Origin of the sequence: Henriciella mobilis (assembly GCF_003576315.1) — a bacterium.
Taxonomy (GTDB): Bacteria; Pseudomonadota; Alphaproteobacteria; order Caulobacterales; family Hyphomonadaceae; genus Henriciella; species Henriciella mobilis.
Genome location: NZ_QWFZ01000020.1, coordinates 67579 through 84520 on the forward strand (window position 1 = coordinate 67579; position 16942 = coordinate 84520).

The 16942-nt window shown below is 62.2% G+C and carries 20 protein-coding genes and 1 riboswitch; of the genes, 10 read left to right on the forward strand and 10 right to left on the reverse strand.

The genetic code is table 11. The annotated features are described in order from the left end of the window. Positions 1-45: 45 nt before the first annotated feature. The 5 genes from D1227_RS11255 to D1227_RS11275 all read left to right on the forward strand — a co-directional run bounded on the left by D1227_RS11255 (position 46) and on the right by D1227_RS11275 (position 2790). Positions 46-438 carry an AtpZ/AtpI family protein gene (locus tag D1227_RS11255; RefSeq protein WP_119404748.1) on the forward strand — a complete coding sequence of 131 codons (393 nt, stop codon included), beginning with the start codon at positions 46-48 and terminating at the stop codon, positions 436-438. Beyond that, positions 438-1208 carry a F0F1 ATP synthase subunit A gene (locus D1227_RS11260; protein ID WP_119375005.1) on the forward strand — a complete coding sequence of 257 codons (771 nt, stop codon included), beginning with the start codon at positions 438-440 and terminating at the stop codon, positions 1206-1208. Before D1227_RS11255 ends, D1227_RS11260 begins: the two co-directional genes overlap by 1 nt. Before the next feature lie 116 nt (positions 1209-1324). Then, the gene (locus D1227_RS11265; RefSeq protein WP_084417925.1) at positions 1325-1561 is read left to right on the forward strand and encodes a F0F1 ATP synthase subunit C; all 237 of its coding nucleotides are present in this window, start codon (positions 1325-1327) and stop codon (positions 1559-1561) included. A gap of 80 nt (positions 1562-1641) precedes the next feature. Continuing rightward, positions 1642-2184 (forward strand): F0F1 ATP synthase subunit B family protein, encoded by a 543-nt coding sequence (locus D1227_RS11270; RefSeq protein WP_119375004.1) that lies wholly within the window; start codon positions 1642-1644, stop codon positions 2182-2184. Between the two features lie 9 nt (positions 2185-2193). Then, entirely contained in the window at positions 2194-2790 is a 597-nt protein-coding gene (locus D1227_RS11275; protein WP_158586632.1) for a F0F1 ATP synthase subunit B family protein, read from the forward strand. Between the two features lie 114 nt (positions 2791-2904). Here D1227_RS11275 and D1227_RS11280 read toward each other — a convergent pair whose 3' ends face one another. From D1227_RS11280 to D1227_RS11315, 8 genes are all read right to left on the reverse strand, one after another. Then, a complete protein-coding gene (locus tag D1227_RS11280; protein ID WP_199288185.1) occupies positions 2905-3192 on the reverse strand; it encodes a hypothetical protein in 288 nt (95 codons plus the stop codon). A 249-nt stretch (positions 3193-3441) separates the two neighbouring features. After that, on the reverse strand, positions 3442-5013 hold the full coding sequence (gene gcvPB / locus D1227_RS11285; RefSeq protein WP_119404749.1) for an aminomethyl-transferring glycine dehydrogenase subunit GcvPB: 1572 nt from the start codon (positions 5011-5013) through the stop codon (positions 3442-3444). After that, positions 5010-5321 carry a hypothetical protein gene (locus D1227_RS11290; protein ID WP_119375001.1) on the reverse strand — a complete coding sequence of 104 codons (312 nt, stop codon included), beginning with the start codon at positions 5319-5321 and terminating at the stop codon, positions 5010-5012. The genes gcvPB and D1227_RS11290 overlap by 4 nt, the downstream gene beginning before the upstream one ends. Next, a complete protein-coding gene (gene gcvPA / locus D1227_RS11295) occupies positions 5321-6664 on the reverse strand; it encodes an aminomethyl-transferring glycine dehydrogenase subunit GcvPA (protein WP_119375000.1) in 1344 nt (447 codons plus the stop codon). Before gcvPA ends, D1227_RS11290 begins: the two co-directional genes overlap by 1 nt. Beyond that, positions 6664-7059, reverse strand: coding sequence for a glycine cleavage system protein GcvH (gene gcvH, locus D1227_RS11300; RefSeq protein WP_119374999.1), 396 nt, complete (start codon positions 7057-7059; stop codon positions 6664-6666). Before gcvH ends, gcvPA begins: the two co-directional genes overlap by 1 nt. Positions 7060-7070: 11 nt before the next feature. Further along, a complete protein-coding gene (gcvT, locus tag D1227_RS11305; RefSeq protein WP_119404750.1) occupies positions 7071-8225 on the reverse strand; it encodes a glycine cleavage system aminomethyltransferase GcvT in 1155 nt (384 codons plus the stop codon). 173 nt (positions 8226-8398) lie between these two features. Continuing rightward, positions 8399-8491, reverse strand: a riboswitch (glycine riboswitch). A 90-nt stretch (positions 8492-8581) separates the two neighbouring features. Further along, the gene (locus D1227_RS19935) at positions 8582-8755 is read right to left on the reverse strand and encodes a hypothetical protein (RefSeq protein ID WP_158586633.1); all 174 of its coding nucleotides are present in this window, start codon (positions 8753-8755) and stop codon (positions 8582-8584) included. Positions 8756-8821: 66 nt separating this feature from the next. Next, positions 8822-10132 (reverse strand): acyl-CoA dehydrogenase family protein, encoded by a 1311-nt coding sequence (locus tag D1227_RS11315; RefSeq protein ID WP_119374997.1) that lies wholly within the window; start codon positions 10130-10132, stop codon positions 8822-8824. A 267-nt stretch (positions 10133-10399) separates the two neighbouring features. On the opposite strand from D1227_RS11315, the gene D1227_RS11320 reads away from it, so the two are divergent. Then, entirely contained in the window at positions 10400-10702 is a 303-nt protein-coding gene (locus D1227_RS11320) for a CC_3452 family protein (protein WP_119374996.1), read from the forward strand. An 85-nt stretch (positions 10703-10787) separates the two neighbouring features. Here the strand turns inward: D1227_RS11320 and D1227_RS11325 are convergent, their stop codons facing one another. Further along, complete coding sequence (locus D1227_RS11325; protein ID WP_119404752.1) at positions 10788-11177, reverse strand: VOC family protein; 390 nt, start codon at positions 11175-11177, stop codon at positions 10788-10790. A 264-nt stretch (positions 11178-11441) separates the two neighbouring features. Between D1227_RS11325 and D1227_RS11330 the strand changes: the two genes are divergently transcribed. The 3 genes from D1227_RS11330 (at position 11442) to D1227_RS11340 (ending at position 13842) form a co-directional block, all read left to right on the forward strand. After that, complete coding sequence (locus tag D1227_RS11330; RefSeq protein ID WP_119374994.1) at positions 11442-12650, forward strand: acetyl-CoA C-acyltransferase; 1209 nt, start codon at positions 11442-11444, stop codon at positions 12648-12650. Positions 12651-12700: 50 nt separating this feature from the next. Then, entirely contained in the window at positions 12701-13015 is a 315-nt protein-coding gene (locus tag D1227_RS20190) for a hypothetical protein (RefSeq protein WP_233350175.1), read from the forward strand. A 164-nt stretch (positions 13016-13179) separates the two neighbouring features. After that, positions 13180-13842, forward strand: a complete 663-nt coding sequence (locus D1227_RS11340; RefSeq protein WP_119404753.1) for a TlpA family protein disulfide reductase — start codon at positions 13180-13182, stop codon at positions 13840-13842. On the opposite strand, the gene D1227_RS11345 is transcribed toward D1227_RS11340, so the two are convergent. After that, positions 13827-14630 carry a sterol desaturase family protein gene (locus D1227_RS11345; RefSeq protein ID WP_119404754.1) on the reverse strand — a complete coding sequence of 268 codons (804 nt, stop codon included), beginning with the start codon at positions 14628-14630 and terminating at the stop codon, positions 13827-13829. The genes D1227_RS11340 and D1227_RS11345 overlap by 16 nt on opposite strands. Before the next feature lie 243 nt (positions 14631-14873). On the opposite strand from D1227_RS11345, the gene D1227_RS11350 reads away from it, so the two are divergent. Further along, entirely contained in the window at positions 14874-16907 is a 2034-nt protein-coding gene (locus D1227_RS11350) for a hypothetical protein (protein ID WP_119404755.1), read from the forward strand. Positions 16908-16942 lie beyond the last annotated feature (35 nt).

Consider the following 16942-nt stretch of genomic DNA (forward strand, 5'->3'; position numbering starts at 1 on the left):
CACCTCTCAAATAGCTTCCGGCGCAAATGGCAGGGGGTCCTCCCCATGTCTGTATCGAGCGGCATTCAGGTGATTTCCATGGCCGGTCCAGAGCGGAATGATCTTAGCGAGCGCATCGCAAAAGCTCAGGCCGACCGGGCGGCAAGGGAGGCCAAGAAGGCGCGGCGCGATGCAGAGATGGAAGGCAACGTCTCGGCTGGCGGCCTTGCGCTTCGCTATGGTGCGGAATTCGGGGCGTCGGTCTTTGTCGGGATCCTGATCGGACTGGTGATCGACCACTTCTTCGGCACCAAGCCGTGGGGATTGCTTGTTATGCTGGGATTCGGCCTTGCAGCCGGTATCCTCAATGTTATACGCGCCTATCGCCAGTTGACGGCGAACGCGCAAAGTCAGGGATCGGACCAGTCAGACGGTCCGGAAAACGGGAACCAGGGCTGATGAATCTTTCGTTCCGGCAAATCGCCGACCCGATGCACCAGTTCGAGGTGAAGAAGCTGATCGAGATCGGTCCGATCGGCGGACTCGACCTCTCATTCACCAATGCCTCTTTCTACATGCTGCTTGGCTGCGTGCTGATCGTCGCCTTCTTCGGCATGGCTGCCTCGCGCGGCAAGCTCGTGCCATCGCGCATGCAGTCCATTGCCGAGATCGGCTATGGCTTTGTCGCCGACATGGTCCGCGGCGCGGCCGGTGAGGAAGGCCTGAAATTCTTCCCGTTCGTCTTCACCCTCTTCTTCTTCGTGTTCTTCGCGAACATGATCGGCATGGTGCCGTATGCCTTCACCACGACGAGCCACCTTATCGTGACGGCGGCCCTCGCCCTGCTCGTTATCTCGATCGTGATCTTTTATGGCTTCTACAAGAACGGCCTGAAGTTCCTGAAATTATTCGCGCCCGCTGGCGCGCCGTGGCCGATCTACCTGCTGCTGGTGCCGATTGAGGTCATCTCGTTCATCGCCCGCCCGGTCACCCTCGCGCTGCGTCTGTTCGCCAACATGCTGGCCGGGCACATCATGCTGAAACTGTTTGCCGGTTTCGCGGTGACACTGGCAACGCTGGGCGGCGCCTATATCGTCATTGCACCGCTGGCTTTCGCCATGGGCGTGGCACTCAACGCACTCGAATTCCTGGTCGCCGGCCTGCAGGCCTACGTGTTTGCGATCCTGACCTGCGTCTACCTGAACGACGCGCTTCACCCGGCTCACTAAGGACGTCTCTTCGCCGGTGCGGCCAATCGCGCCGTGCCACAACACTTGACGCGCCCGCACGAACAGGCTTCACGGGCACCAAACCTAAATCAGTCTTTCCCAAAGGAGATCACGAAATGGAAGGCGATATCACTCTCGGCCTCAAATATGTCGGCGCAGGCCTGGCCACGCTCGGCATGATCGGTGCGGCAATCGGTGTGGGCAACATCTTCGGCTCGTTCCTCGACGCCGCCATGCGCAACCCGTCGGCTGCCCCGCAGCAGACCGGTAACCTCTTCATCGGTATGGCCCTCTCGGAAGCGCTCGGCATTCTGGCCTTCCTGGTCTCCATCCTGATTCTGTTCGTCGTCTGACGACACCCCAATCAGATCCGGCTGGCCCGCCTTGCGGGCCGGCCGATTTCCCTTTTCGACCTGTTCATCAAGGTTAGGCCATGATGCTCTTGTCCTTTGCTGCTGAAGCCGCCCATGGCGCAACCGGCGGAAGCGCTGCCTTCCCGCCTTTTGATCCGTGGCACTTCCCGTCCCAGCTCTTCTGGCTGGTGATCATGTTCGGCGGTCTTTACATCGTCCTGTCCCGCTTCGTGCTGCCGAAACTCGGCGGTGTGATCGAGAAACGCGGCGACACCATCGCCGACTCGCTGGACGAAGCGGCCCGCCTCGACGAACAGGCCAAGGAAGCCAAGCGCCAGCAGGAGCTTCACCTCGCCGAAGCCCGTTCCAAGGCCCGCGAGACGGCCGACAAGGCGCGTGACAAGGTCGAAGCCGAGATTGCCGCAGAGACGCAGAAAGTCGATGCCGATCTCGCCACGCGTCTCGAGGAAGCCGAGGCCCGTATCCGCAAGGTCCGGTCCGAAGCGCTTTCGAATGTCGATTCCATCGCGACCGAAACCACCCAGGCCATGCTGGCCCGCTTCGGCGTCTCGGTCAGTGAGACCGATGCCAAGGCCGCCGTCCAGCGCGCGACCAAGGACTAGGAGCAAATGATGATGAAACGTCTGGTTCCCGTTCTCCTCGCCGCGACAAGCGCACCGCTCGCCTTCGCCGCTGAAACGAGCGGCAGTGCCCACGAGTCCGGCGCGACCTTCATGAACATCGTTGCCCCGTTCCTCGATCCGGTGACCCATGTTGCCACGGCGGCGCTTATCGTCTTCCTGATCATCGCTGCCGCTCTCGGCGCCTTCAAGGCTGTCGGCAAGGCGCTCGACGACCGCGCTGGCGACATCCAGAAGCAGCTCGACGAATCCCGCGCCCTGCGTGAGGAAGCGGCCGCCATGCTGGCTGAGGCCGAGCGCAAGCAGAAAGAGGCCGACCAGACGGCCGAGGCCATGATCCAGCAGGCCAAGGCTGACGCCAAGCTGATGGTCGAGCAGGCCCGCAAGGACCTCGCCGAGAAGGTGGCCCGCCGCGAAGCCCAGGCCGAAGCCCGTATCGCGCGCGCCGAAGCCGAAGCCGCACAGGATGTCCGCCGGGCCGCCGCTGACGCAGCCACACGCGCCTCCAAGGAGATCATTTCGAGCTCCAGCAAGCGTGGTGACCTGTTCACCGAAGCGCTGGAAGAAATCGACAAGGCGCTCAACTAGGCGCCCTGCTCCGGACCCGAATTCAAAAAAGCCCCGCCGAAACGATCCGGCGGGGCTTTTTCTTGTCCTGTTGTCGGGGTGTCTGCCTATCGAAGCGCAGGCGCGGTGACCCGCCTAACCGGTCTTGCTCTTTTCGCGGCCGAAGACGGCGCGCATGAGCCAGTTCGGCGCGAAGCGTTCGAGGCGGGGGTTGCGCGCCAGCATATTCTCCATCCAGCGCTTGCCCCAGATCGCGTTACGTCCCAGCAGGACGACGCCGAGGATCGCAAGCGGCAGACCAATCGGCAGGATCGGCGTCAGGAAGGCGATCGGAATGGCAATAATGATGAAGAACAGGCCGAGCAGCGCCAGGAACTGGCGCACCACAGTGCGGAGTCCTGTTGTCACGGTCTGCAGCGGCACGCGGCGTTTCCTCTTGCTATCTGCCTCGGAGTCTGTGTCCGGCTCTGGCTCTGAATTCAACATTCGGGACTATATGGATATCGTTTCTAGTTCTGCCTAGAAGATGGTTTGAATGTGATGAATTTCAGGCGCAAATCCCGAATAACACACTTCACCATTCTGTAAGCACAGCGTGCCGGAGCCAGCCAGCAAATGCAATTGGCCGGAGACTCAAAAGCCCGTGAATTACCCGTTTTTAAGCCGACTGGGCTATTCTGCCGCAAGCGACTCCGGCTCTGGCGGGACCCAGCGCAACACCGGCTTGCGAGCAGCCTGCGTCTCGTCGAGACGGCGCATCGGAGCAAGATAAGGCGCCCCCTTCAGGCTCTCATCACCGCTGGCGGCCCGCTCGGCAATCGCGGCAAGCGCGTCGCAGAACCGGTCGAGTTCGGCCTTGCTCTCGGTCTCCGTCGGCTCGATCAGCATGGCGCCATGCACAACCAGCGGGAAGTACATGGTCATCGGGTGATAGCCCTCGTCGATCAGCGCCTTGGCGATGTCCAGCGTTTCGATACCCTCGGCGGTGAAGGCATCGGAGAATAGCGCTTCGTGCATGCAGTAGCCGTCAAAGGCTGGCGTCATGACCTTCTTCAGCCGTGCCTGGATATAATTGGCGTTGAGAACGGCATCTTCGGCCGCCTGTTTGAGGCCATCGGCGCCGTGGCTCAGCATATAGGTCAGCGCCCGCGTAAACATGCTCATCTGGCCGTGGAAGGCGCAAAGGCGGCCAAAAGCGTCCTCGCCCTCCCCTTTCGTTTCCTCCACCAGGTGGAAGCCATCTTCATCCTTCACGACAAACGGCACCGGCGCATAGTCGGCCAGCGCTTCGGATAGCACGGTCGGGCCGGCACCCGGTCCACCACCGCCATGCGGCGTCGAGAAGGTCTTGTGCAGGTTGATGTGCATCGCATCGACGCCGAGATCGCCGGGACGCACGCGCCCGACAATCGCGTTGAAGTTCGCGCCGTCGCAATAGAAATAGCCGCCGGCCGCGTGGATGAGGTCGGCGATCTCGCGGATATCGGTCTCGAACAGGCCGCACGTATTCGGATTGGTCAGCATGATGCCGGCAATGTCCGAGCTGTCTTCCAGCTTGGCCTTGAAGTCTTCCATGTCGACGCGGCCGCGCTTGTCGGCCTTGATCTCATCGACCTTGAAGCCGCACTGCACCGCCGTTGCCGGGTTCGTGCCATGGGCCGAAGCGGGCACAAGCACGCGCGTGCGCGTCTCGATTTCGCCGCGCGCCATCAGGGCCCGGCGGATCGCCATCATGCCGCAGAACTCGCCATGCGCGCCGGCCTTCGGGCTCATCGCCACGGCAGGCATGCCGGTCAGCGTCTTCAACCATGTCGCCAGCTGGTCGATCATTTCCAGTGCCCCTTGCACCGTCGATTGCGGCTGCAGCGGGTGGATGTCGGCGAAGCCCGGCATGCGCGCGACTTTCTCATTCAGCCGCGGATTGTGCTTCATCGTGCAGGAACCGAGCGGAAAGAGGCCGAGATCGATGGCGTAATTCTTCTGGCTGAGCCGCACATAATGGCGCACGGCTTCTGGTTCCGACAGTCCCGGCAGGTCGGTCGGACGCTTGCGGGCAACCCCTCCAAGGCGGGGCTTCACGCCCTTCGGTTTGGGCAGGTCGACGCCGGTCTTGTTGACGCAGCCCGTCTCGAAGATGAGGTCTTCGCGCTGCTGCAGACCGCGCGAGCCGGAAACGGTATGGATATCGGACATTGAGCTTGCCTCGGTTGGCGTTGTGGAACGGCCTTGGGAATTCATGGTCATGCGTGGGTCTCCACAAAATGCGGGGAATTGGCGCCAAACTTTTCGCGGATGCGCTTGTTCGCAACGCTGACATTGACTGCGCCCATGGCGATGATCTCGCGGCGCAGGTTCGAATAGAGCGTTTTGAAACTGTCCGGTTCGCGCCAGACTTCGGGATTGTCGATGATCGCCTGGAATTGCTGCTTGCGCTTGTTAAGGCGTGCCGGGCTTATGCCGATGGCGCGGAAGCGTTCCTGCAGGAAAGCTTCATACTCCATGATGGCACGCTTGTGGTCCCAGGCGTCCTGGTGTTGGGGGGTGTCTGTCACTATAGCACCTCCCTCAGCGCTTCAGCGTAGACGGCAATGTCTTCTTCCGTCGTGCACTCGGTCGCGCAGGCGATGATGACATCATCCAGCTTCTTGCCCGGGAAGAGCCGGGAGGCGCGCACGCCGCCGATGACACCAAGCTCGTCCAGTTCGGCGAGCACGGCTTCGGCATTGCCCGGCACGCGGAAGGCGAACTCGTTGAAGAAGCGCGGTGTCAGGATCTCAACGCCCTTCACTTCTTCCAGAGCATCCGCCAGCAGGCAGGCGGCTTCGTGGTTGAGCGTGGCGAGTTGGGTGAGGCCCTTGTCGCCCAGCAGCGTCATGTGCGCGGTGAAGGCGAGCGTGCAGAGGCCCGCATTGGTGCAGATATTCGACGTCGCCTTGTCCCGGCGAATATGCTGCTCGCGCGTCGACAGGGTCAGCACGAAACCGCGCTGGCCATCGGCGTCCTGCGTCTCGCCGCAGAGCCGTCCCGGCATCTGGCGGACATGTTTCTGGTTGGTCGCGAACAGGCCGACATAAGGCCCGCCGAAGTTCAGCGCATTGCCGATCGACTGGCCTTCGCCAACCGCGATATCGGCGCCCATCTCGCCCGGCGGCGTGACCATGCCGAGCGCGACCGTTTCAGTGAAGACCGAGACGAGCAGCGCCCCGTCAGCATGCGCGGCTTCGGAGACCGGCGTCAGGTCCGTGACCGTGCCGAAGACATTCGGGCTTTGCCCGATGACGCAGGCTGTCTTGTCGTTGACCGCGTCGCTGAGCGCCAGCTCGCCATCGACAGCCGGCGGCAGCTGAACGACCTCGATGCCCTGCGCTTCGCAGACGGTTCGGGTCGCCGAGGCATAGTGCGGGTGCAGGCCGCCAGACAGGACCACGCGGCGCCGGCGGGTCACCCGGCAGGCCATCAGCGCCGCCTCGGCGCAGGCCGTCGAGCCGTCATACATGGAGGCATTGGCGACATCCATCGCCGTCAGGGCCGCGACCTGGGACTGGAATTCAAACAGGGTCTGAAGAGTGCCCTGCGCGATTTCCGGCTGGTAAGGCGTGTAGGTCGTCAGGAATTCCGAGCGCTGGATAATGTGGTCGACCGTGGCTGGCACATGGTGCTTGTAAGCCCCGCAGCCCACGAAGAAGCGGCCTTCGGACGCGGTCCGGTTCTTCCCCGCGAGCGCCGCCATATGACGTTCGACCGCCAGCTCGCCCTGATGGTCAGGCAGGCCGTCGATCTTGCCGCCAAGGCGGGCGGCTTCGGGAACGTCGGCATAGAAGTCGTCAATAGACGCCGCGCCGGTGACGGCGAGCATCGCCTTGCGGTCTTCGGGTGTGAGGGGCAGGTAGCGCATCAGGCAAGTCCCTTGCAGTATTCATAATAGGCATCTTTATCCATGAGGCCCTCGGTTTCGGCGCCATCGGAAAACTTGATGACGCAGAACCAGCCTTCGGTCTCGGGATGCTCGTTGACCTTTTCCGGTGCGTCGGCGAGCGCGCCATTGGCGTCGATCACCTCGCCGGACATGGGCGCGTAGACGTCGGAGGCGGCCTTCACACTCTCGACGACGGCCATCTCGTCACCCTTCTTGACGGTCTTGCCAACCTCGGGCGTCTCGACGAAGACCACATCGCCAAGCTGGTCGGCGGCGTAGCGGGTGATGCCCACCGTGGCGAGGTCGCCGTGCACGGTGACCCATTCATGGTCTTCGGTGTAGAAGGTGACTTGCTGGGTAAATTTCTGCGTCATCTGGCTGGTCCTCAACGTTTGTAATTGTGCTCGATGAAAGGCAGTGCGGCGACTTCCGCCATGCGCGCCTTGCCCCTCACCATGAGTTCGATCTGCGTGCCCGGTTCGGCGAGGTCGGCGCGGATGTAGCCCATGGCGACGGGCGCATCGACCGTCGGGCCAAACCCACCGGATGTCACGATGCCGACGGTTTCTCCGTTCACCTGAATCTCGGTCCCTTCACGCGCCGGGGCGCGCTCAAGCGGCCGGATCCCGACGCGCTTTTCGGCCGGGCCATTGGCAAGCTGGTCGAGTATTTTTGCTGCGCCGGGGAAATCAGCGCGCTCGCGGCGTGACTTCTGGATCACCCATTGCAGGTCTGCCTCGACCGGCGTGCGCGTCGCGTCCATGTCATGCCCATACAGGCAGAGGCCTGCCTCAAGGCGCAGCGAGTCGCGCGCGCCGAGGCCGATCGGCTTTACCCGGTCATCTTTCAGCAGCTTTGCAGCAAGCGTCTGGCCCGCATCAGCCGGTATGAGGATTTCAAACCCGTCTTCACCGGTGTAGCCACAGCGCGACACCATGCACTCTGCCCCCTCCCAGGCGGCCAGCATGGCCTTCATGAAACCAAGAGCCTCACAGCCCGGAAATTCATCCTTAAAGACCTCGACGGCTTCAGGCCCTTGAAGGGCCATCAGGACCCGGTGATCGGCGGGCTGGAGCACTGCCCGGCCCTTGAACTGTTTCTCGAACAGCGCCCAATCCTGAGCTTTCACGGCGCCGTTGACGACGATGTAGAGCCGCCCATTCTGTTTCTCATCCGGCAGACGGGTGATAATCAGGTCGTCGAGGATCCCGCCATCATCATTTAGCAGCGTGGTCAGCCGCGCCTGCCCCGGCTTGAGACCGGCAATGTTGCTCGGAACGACTTCCTCAATCAGCGCGGCAATTGCCTTGTGGGCGTCTTCGCTGCCTGACGGGCCTTCTTTCAGGGTCAGGAAGCACGGCCCCATATGAGAGACATCGAACAGGCCGGCATGCTCGCGGGTCCAGAGGTGCTCTGGCTTCACGCCTTCAAACTGGACCGGCATATCATAGCCGGCAAACGGGACCATCCGCGCGCCGAGCGAAACGTGCAGCCCATGAAGGGGCGTCTGCCTGAGATCGTGTGTAGCCTGGTCTGCCATGGCGCCCTTTGCGGTCAAACGGCCACACGCCCTCGCCTTTCGAGGATCATGGCCGCCCCCGCTGTCTCGGCGCCTGAGAGATTCCGCCTGACGCCCATGTACCGGGCCGGCTTGCTCCTTCGGCGAGGCCATCAGCACGAAAATGACCGTGCCTGCCTCTTTCCAGCGTGTGGTCTCTCTCCCGGTCCTTTTGCCTGAGCGTTTCCGGGGCGGTTGCGCCTTCGGCGGCAGGCTGACGTTTGCCTGCTCTCTCCCGGGGAGGAGATATTACTAACGACACACCTATTTCAGAGTCGCCCGCCCGGCAAGGCGATGACGCAATTGCGATGGAAATTCCCTGCGAGCGTGCCTGAGTCTTACTCAGTCATTGCAGGGTTTGAGAGCTGGCTGGCAGCAACCGGGCAGGCGCGCCTCAGCTCGCCGGCATTCTCCGCCAGAAAGTAGCGCGAGGCATCCCCCGCGCATTTCTCCAGTTTTTTCCGGGCGCTCCGGGCCGGATCAAGGGCAACGGCACAGACGCTGATGCCCATGCCACGCATCCGATCGCGCCGCTGACGGGCCTGCGGTACGTTTTTCGACCGCAAGACCCGCAATCACTACCGCACGGCGAAGTCGAACGGTTCGTTGCGGTTGGCGCCCTTGTTGGGGCCCATGAAGCCGAACAGGTGGCCGGCCACTTTCCGCATCTGGATCTCCTCGGAGCCCTCGGTAATCCGGTAGCGGCGGTGGTGACGGTAGATATGCTCGAACGGCTTGTGGCGCGAATAGCCCATACCGCCATGCACCTGCATCGCCCGGTCGGCCGCATCGCAGCAGAGCCGGTTGGCGTAGTAGTTACACATCGACACCTTGTCGGAGAGATAGATCGCGACGTCCGGTTTCGACATCTGGTCGATCTGCCAGGCCGTCTTGAAAATGAAGAGCCGCAGCATCTCTGCCTGAGTGGCAAGCTCCACCAGCGGGAACTGGATCGCCTGGTTGTACGACAGCGCCTTGCCGAAGGGGCGGCGTTCATTGGCGTAGTTGATGGCTTCGGTGATGCAGTACATCGCCGCGCCGACCGAACTTGCCGCCTGACGGATGCGGTTTTCGTGCACGAAATGCTGGGCAAGCGCGAGACCGCCTTCCGGCGGACCGAATACCGCATCTTCCGGCACCCAGAGGTCCTTGATGTAGAACCGGCAGTGGTCGGTCGGCATGTTGAACGTCCACATGTACTCATCGATCTCGATGGCCGGGTCATCGGCCGGGACGATCAGGCAGGTAATGCCTTTCGCGTCGCCATCGTTTCCGCTGGTCCGGCAGAACAGCATGATGTGGCTGGCGACGTGCATCCCGGTGATCCACATCTTGGAGCCGTTGATCAGCCAGCCATCCTTGCCGTCCTTCTTGTGGCGCACAGCGCGGGTTTCCATGTGAGTCGCATCCGAGCCATGGTCGGGCTCAGTCAGGCCGAAGCAGGCCTTGAACTCGCCTTTCAGTGCGGCTTCCGCGAGGTGTTTCTGGTCCGGCCGCGCAAAGTCGCGCAGCATCAGGATCTGCGGGAAGTTGCCGACAATGGAATGCTCGTTCTGAAGGTCGTTGTGCAGGCCAAGTCCCTTGCGCGCGAAGTGTTCGCGAATGATGGCCATGCCGAGATTGGTCCCGTCCTGGCCGCCAAACTCCTTGGGCAGCGCATAGCGCAGGTGCCCGGCTTCATCGGCAAGCTTCTTCGCCTTGGTGAGAAGCTCTTCCCATTCCGGCCGCGGAAGGCCGCCATTGTCAAAATCGGTCCGCGCCCATTCGCGGCGGTGGTCGAAGAAGCGGATATTGTCATCCTGCTCTTCCAGCGGCTTGATCTTGTCTTCGATGAATTTGTCCAGCACGACGAGATAATCGGCGATTTCCTTGGGTATATTGAAGTCCATCTGCGGTCTCCCTGCCCTTCTTTTCTATATCTACCGCCCAGAATACCGGGCCCCGGTGAGCCTGCAATCAGCGCCGTCGCGTCAACTCGGGAACATTTTTTCCGGGCGCCTTGCGTAACGATCATTGCACGAGCGTGCCGCCGCCCGAAAATAACCGCCCTGAACGATTGACAATTTATTCAGCCGCCATAAACTGAGACTGCGGATTACAAGCAAACAACCGCCGACAGAAATAACCCCGAGCACTGCACCAGGAGTTTCCTCCCAATGAATCGTTTCATCCCTCTCGCCGCTGCGGCTGCAGCGATCGTGTTGCCGGCTGCCGCTGGCACAAGCTTCACGGCGAAGGTCGCCACGCCGTTCGAGACTCAGGAAAACGTTGTCGCTGCAAAAGCCCTTTGGAGCTGCAGCGGCGATACATGCGTCGCCGAACTCAACCGCCGCACGGTCACCGTGCGCACCTGCAAGAAAGTCGCCTCGGAAGTTGGCGTACTGGCCGGTTTCAGCAACGACAAGGAAAGCCTCTCAGAGGAAGACCTCGCCAAGTGCAACGAAGCCGCCAAGGACTAAGTAAGCTTTCATCTCACTCTCTGAATACTTTGGCCGCCCTTCACTGTTAAGGGCGGCCTTTTTTTTCATTCCGGCGGACGCCTGCCTAGCCACGTTCCTTCGGCTGCCAGAGTTCGATCTTGCGCCCGTCGGGATCCATGAGCCAGGCAAAGCGGCCATAATCGAAGTCCTCCGGCGGCTGAACGAGCTCGACACCGGCCGTCTCGATCCGTTTCAGGACAGCGTCCATGTCGTCAACCATCAGGTTGAACATGACAGTTTCAGAAGACGGCTTGAAATAATCGCTGCCGGACTTGAAGGGAGCGAAAATCGACCGCGCCCCCTCGGGAAAGGCCTTCGCCGAAGCTGCGTGCAGGAAATCAAACCCGCCATAGTCATTCGGCGCCATGCCCAGCACATCTTCATACCACTTTGCCGTCGCCGCCGGATCGTCGCAGAGAAAGAATATACCGCCCAGGCCGATGACATTGCTCATAAGTTTTCCCTTCCATCAGCGGGTTGGCAAATCAGTCGGGGACGAAGACCGCTACCACCTTCCGCCCGGAAGCGATCATACCGAACGCCGGGCCGGGCACCATCCACGCGGTCAAAAAAAGACCGTCCGGCCTGTCGCGGATGTCCATCGAAACCTTTCCGCTGCGGCATACCGGCGCCACCGTTGAAAAGTCTGGCCTATTAGGTCCGCCGACATTAGGGTCCGCGGCAACAAGAACCTAGCCTACCGGAGGACATTATCCCTATGAGAGAAGCAGTTATCGTATCGACCGCCCGCACCGCGCTGACCAAGGCTGGCCGCGGCGCCCTCAATGACACGCACGGCATCAAGATGGCAGGCCATGCCATCAAGGGCGCGATCGAGCGCGCTGGCATCGACCCGAAGGAAGTCGAGGATGTCTTCCTGGGTTCGGCCCAGCCCGAAGGCGCCACCGGCCATAACGTTGCACGCAATGCGGCGCTCTGGGCCGGCTGCCCGTCAAGCACGTCCGGCGCGACCATCAACCGGTTCTGCTCTTCCGGCCTGCAGGCTATCGCCAATGCGGCTCACACGGTGATGAACGAAGGCGCACCGGTTGCGATCGGCGGCGGCGTGGAGAGTCTCTCGCTCGTTTCCCGGTCCGGTCACATGAACACCTATCGCTACACCGAAGAAGAGCTGATGCAGAAATGGCCGGCGATCTGGATGACGATGATCGAAACCGCAGAGATCGTCGCCGACCGCTACAATGTCTCCCGCGAGGCGCAGGACATGTATTCGGCCGAAAGCCAGCGCCGCACGGCCAATTTCCAGGAAAAGGGCTGGATGGCTGAAGAGATCGTCCCGATGAAGACCAAGATGAAGCTGGTCAACAAGGAAACGGGCGAAGAAACCTATCAGGAGGTCGTCGCAGACCGCGATGACTGTAATCGCCCGGGCACGACCTATGAAACGCTGGCAGGCCTGAAGCCCGTCTTCTCCGGCGGCATGGTCGTCAAGGAAGGCAAGTACGTCACCGCCGGTAACGCCTCGCAACTGTCCGACGGCGCCGCTGCCGTGGTCGTGATGGAAGCGGCCGAAGCCAAGAAGCGCAATATCGAGCCACTCGGCCGATTTGTCGGTTTCAATGTCGCCGGTTGCGATCCGGACGAGATGGGCATCGGCCCGGTCTTCGCCGTCCCGCGCCTGCTCGAGCGTCATGGCCTGAAGGTCGACGACATCGACCTGTGGGAGCTGAACGAGGCCTTCGCTTCGCAGTGCCTCTACAGCCGCGACCGGCTCGGCATCGATCCGGAGAAGTACAACGTCAATGGCGGCTCGATCTCGATCGGTCACCCCTTCGGCATGACCGGCGCACGCTGCACCGGCTCCCTGCTGCTGGAAGGCAAGCGCCGCGGGGCCAAGTGGGGCGTCGTGACCATGTGCATCGGCGGCGGCATGGGCGCAGCGGGTCTGTTTGAAATTTACAGCTAAACCTGTAATTGTTCTGTCAGACGAAAAGCCTGACTGAACAAGGAGACTTCATGAAGTTGACTGCGATTGCACTCGCCGGGCTGTGCCTGGCCGCCACCGCGTGCACATCCGGCCCCCAAAGAGCCAATACGGGCGGCGCAGCCAACTTCAAAGTCACCCCGCAATTGCGCGCCGAGCTGGAACAGCAGGGCCTGGACCCGGATGAGCGTGTCTGCCGGACGGAAGACCAGATCGGTTCGATCATTCCGAAACGCATCTGCGCAACCCGGGCGGCCTGGTACGCCAAGACCAAGGCAAGCCAGGAAGGGACGGCCGAAATCCAGCGCGATGCGCTGCAGACAAGGGCACCCGGCTCAGGCGGCTAACAACGCCTTTGGCCAGCCCTTTCAAGACAGACAAGGCCCCGGCGCAATCCGGGGCCTTTTTTTGCGCATTTTCCCCTCAAATCTTCGCGAGACGGGCTTCAGGGGTTTCCAATTCGCCCGAGGTCCCTACATCTGTCGCCACCCAATATGAGAGGACCTGCCCCATGCTGCGCCCCGTGATCGCCTCCTGCGCACTTGCATTGCTCGCCGCATGCGGAGGCAGTGGCGGCGCTGACGATACCGATGCGACAGGCTTCATCACGCCCGGCACGCCGATCCCTGAGTCCGCCAAGACCGAACAGGGCGATGTGCCGCGCGACGATTATGGCCGGCCCTTCGAATACGCCTTTCTCGGCAAGGCGCTGCCGGACATTGCCGGAAAGCGGATCAACGGGACCAACTTCGAAACGGAAGATCTCGCCGGCCAGTGGACCGTCATCGATGTCTGGGGTCTATGGTGCAGCGACTGCATGGCCGATGCGAAATATGTCGCCGCGCTCGCCAGCGCCATTGCGCAGGACCCGGACCTGCACTTCCTGTCGATCCACACACCGCCAAGCGCTGCCCGCGCCGATGAAGCCTATGGCCGCTACGGTTCGGTGGAAGCCTATTTCGAGGAGAAAGGCTATTCCTACCCGACCGTCATCGACACCAATGCCTCGATCCGCGACGCGCTGGAAATCGCGTGGACGCCGAGCTACCTGCTCGTCGCGCCCGACCTCACCGTACAGGGCTTTCGCTCCGAACTGTCAGCTGCCGATGGCGAGCCGGTGAAAGATTTCATCCGCGACATTGCGAGCGTGAAAGCCGCTTATGCGTCTGATTGAGGCGGGCGCTCAAGCGGCTGCCGGAGCAGCGCAAAGGGCGCCTGGTCCTTTGCCTCGCGCCAGCTTGTCTGGCCGATCGTCATGCCTTCATGGCCCGCATCGGGTTGCGCTTTGTAGAGCCTGAACAGCCGGTCCCAGACAGACAGGCAAAACCCGAAATTGCGATTGGATTCGGTGTAGTCGGTCGAGTGATGAACCCGGTGCATGTCCGGCGTCACGACCAGTTGCCGGAGCACCGCATCCACCGGCTTTGGCAAGGCCCAGTTGGCATGATTGAATTGTGCAAAGGCGTTAAGGGCGACTTCGAAAAAGAAGGCTGCCCAGGCCGGAATGCCGAAGGCGACCACGATGGCGGCTTTCCATCCCAGTGACACCAGGATTTCGGCCGGATGGAAACGCAGCGCCGTGACCACATCGAGGTGCGGGTCGGCATGATGGACCCGGTGCATGCGCCAGAGCAGCGGAACGCGGTGCATGGCCACATGCTGCGCCCAGACGCTGAGGTCCATGATCAGGAAGGATAGCACCCCAACGCCCCAGACCGGTCCTTCGACGAGGTTGAAAACCCCGATGCCCTGCCCGTCCGCCCAGATCGCGAGTCCAGCAAGGCCCGCCGGTGCAATCAGCCGTGAAATGGCCGCGCCGGCAATGAATAGCACACCCGCTCCTGGCCATCTCTGAAGACGGCTCAGGCTGGCGCGGCGGCGCGGCTGGAGACTCTCCAGACAGGCGAGCGCCAGGAAGACGCCGAGAAAGACTCCCATCCGGATCCAGGCTTCGTATTCCATGACCTCTTTCGTAATCGAATTCCCGTGACAGTCGATTACATAATTGGAACGATACGTACCCGAAACGATTGGCCTGTAGAAATTCCGGGGTAGCTTGTCCCGTATTGCCACAGCTTTGCCGGGTTTTTGGGATGTAACTACATTTTCACACTGCAGACCGCCCGAACGCTTTGATCATTCGCGTGTTAGGGGTTAGACGAACAGAACGGACCTGCAACCAGAAACAGATGTTGGACCCGCCTCATGCTTCATCCTTCGACGAAAAAGCTGATTGACCGCCTCGCCACCATGACGGCCCAGAAGAAGATTGACTGGATCGAAAAGGACAATGGCGACGTCCTGTACGCGACGGAGGGCTATGTCGTCCGGCTGACCCCGGAACCGCCCCGCGTGCTTCTCAGCACCGAGAGCGGCAAGTCGCTTGAAGATGCGACTTCGACGGTCCTGAACGCGACCATGCATGGCGATGGCGGCACCTATGGCGATCTGGTTGCGCGGCTTGCGCGCGATGCCTGCCGCGACGCGCGCGGAACTGAAGATGCGATCAACACCCTGCTGGCGGGCCTCTCCGACGCCCCGGCAGACGCGGTACCCGCTGACAGCGATGAAGCAGCAGGGGCCACCGCAGAAGCCAGCGAAGAGGCCGTTCCCGTTGGCCCCGATGCGGTCGAGGATCCGGTCGATGACACAACCGCGCTCAGCCCGGTGGGCCCGGACGCGGTCGATGCGCCGGATACCGGTGAGACCGAGCCCGAGAGCGTGGAGGCCACAGACGCTGAACCGGCTCCCGCTGAGGCAGCAGAGACAGACGAAACACCGGCGCCGGACCTCGCCCTTGACGCCAGCGTCCCCGATGCGGTGATCGACGAGACCAACGATTTCTCCGAGACATCCGAAGACCAAGCAGCGCCGGAAGAGGCGCTTGCCTCCGAAGCGGCAGAAAGCGACGAGGATGAGAGCGCCGCAGACGACTCCGAAGACAGCGAAGCCTATGTCGGCGGCGCCGTTGCCCGTCTGGCCGATGAGGTGAATGCCCGGTCCGTCGAGCCCGCGGACGAAAGCGAAGAAGACACAGTCACCGAGCAGAACGCGCCACTGTCGCCGTCCTTCTCCATCACACCGGACGATGCACCCGCTTTCGAAGAGGCACCGGACGAAATGGCCCCTGAAGCTGCGGCCCCCGTGCCCGACGAAGTGCCGGCCGTGGACGCCGATGAGACTGCCCAGGCTGATGCGGTCACCGACAGCGAAACGCCGGAACCCGCCGCCTCCGCTTCCCCGAATTACATCTGGGACGATGCGCCCGCCGCCGACGCGCCGGTCGCCGAAGCCCAGCCTGAAATGCCTGCTGACGATGGCGCGGAACAGCCTGCTGTCGAGCCAGCAGCAACATTCGCCACCGAACCGGTAGAACCTGCCGGAGCCGTTGCCGAAGCAGACGCGGCCACGGACGCTGTTCCAGCACCCCAGCCGGAGAGCAATGTTCGTTACGTCCCGTTCGGGGCCGCGGGTCTTGAGGCCGTCGGCGCAGACGCCTCCAGCGAAACAGCCGACGAAGGCCCGCAGGAGGACACAGTCGATGCAAGCCTGGCCGGCGCTTCGGACATGGCGATGCCGGAGGAAGCAGACCCAGCGGAAACAGTCTCGGAAGACCGTGCGCCTATGGCGGACACGTCCGAGCCCGCGGAGACGTCACCGCAGACATTTGAACCGGCCGCTCCAGAGCCATCGACCAATGTCTCCATGGAACCGCCAGAGACAAAGTCGGACGCATCCGCAGAGCCAATGAGCGTGTCGAGCGAGCAGCCTGCCTCTGAACCGGCACCGGCCCAGCCATCTGAGCCGGCCGGGTCATTCTCGCTCAGCAGCCTTGGTGCTGGTATCGGTTTCGGGGCACGCGCCAACGGCTTCCAGCCGACACCGCCCAGCCCGGCCGGTACGCCGAGGCCGGACATTGAGTCCGTCGGCAAGGCGCCCGTCTTCATCGATGCAACGAACGACTATCCCGGCGACGCCGAGGCAGCCCAGGCTTCGGATATTCCAGATGTCAGCGACCTCAACACGGGCGAAGACGCGGTAGAAGCGTCCGTATCCGAGGCCGATCTTGATGCTGTGGCTCCGGCGCAGCCCGAAGCCTCGACCGGACCGGCTGAGCCTGATCGCGCACTGTCGCTGGTCGACAACGAGACCGAGACCGAGACCAGCGAGGAGCCGGATAATACCGCCGAAGAGGCAAGGCCCGTGCGGCCCAAGACTCGGTTCAATCCGTGGACCTGAGCCAGCTCCACCTCAACCTCGTCTGAATACAGCAT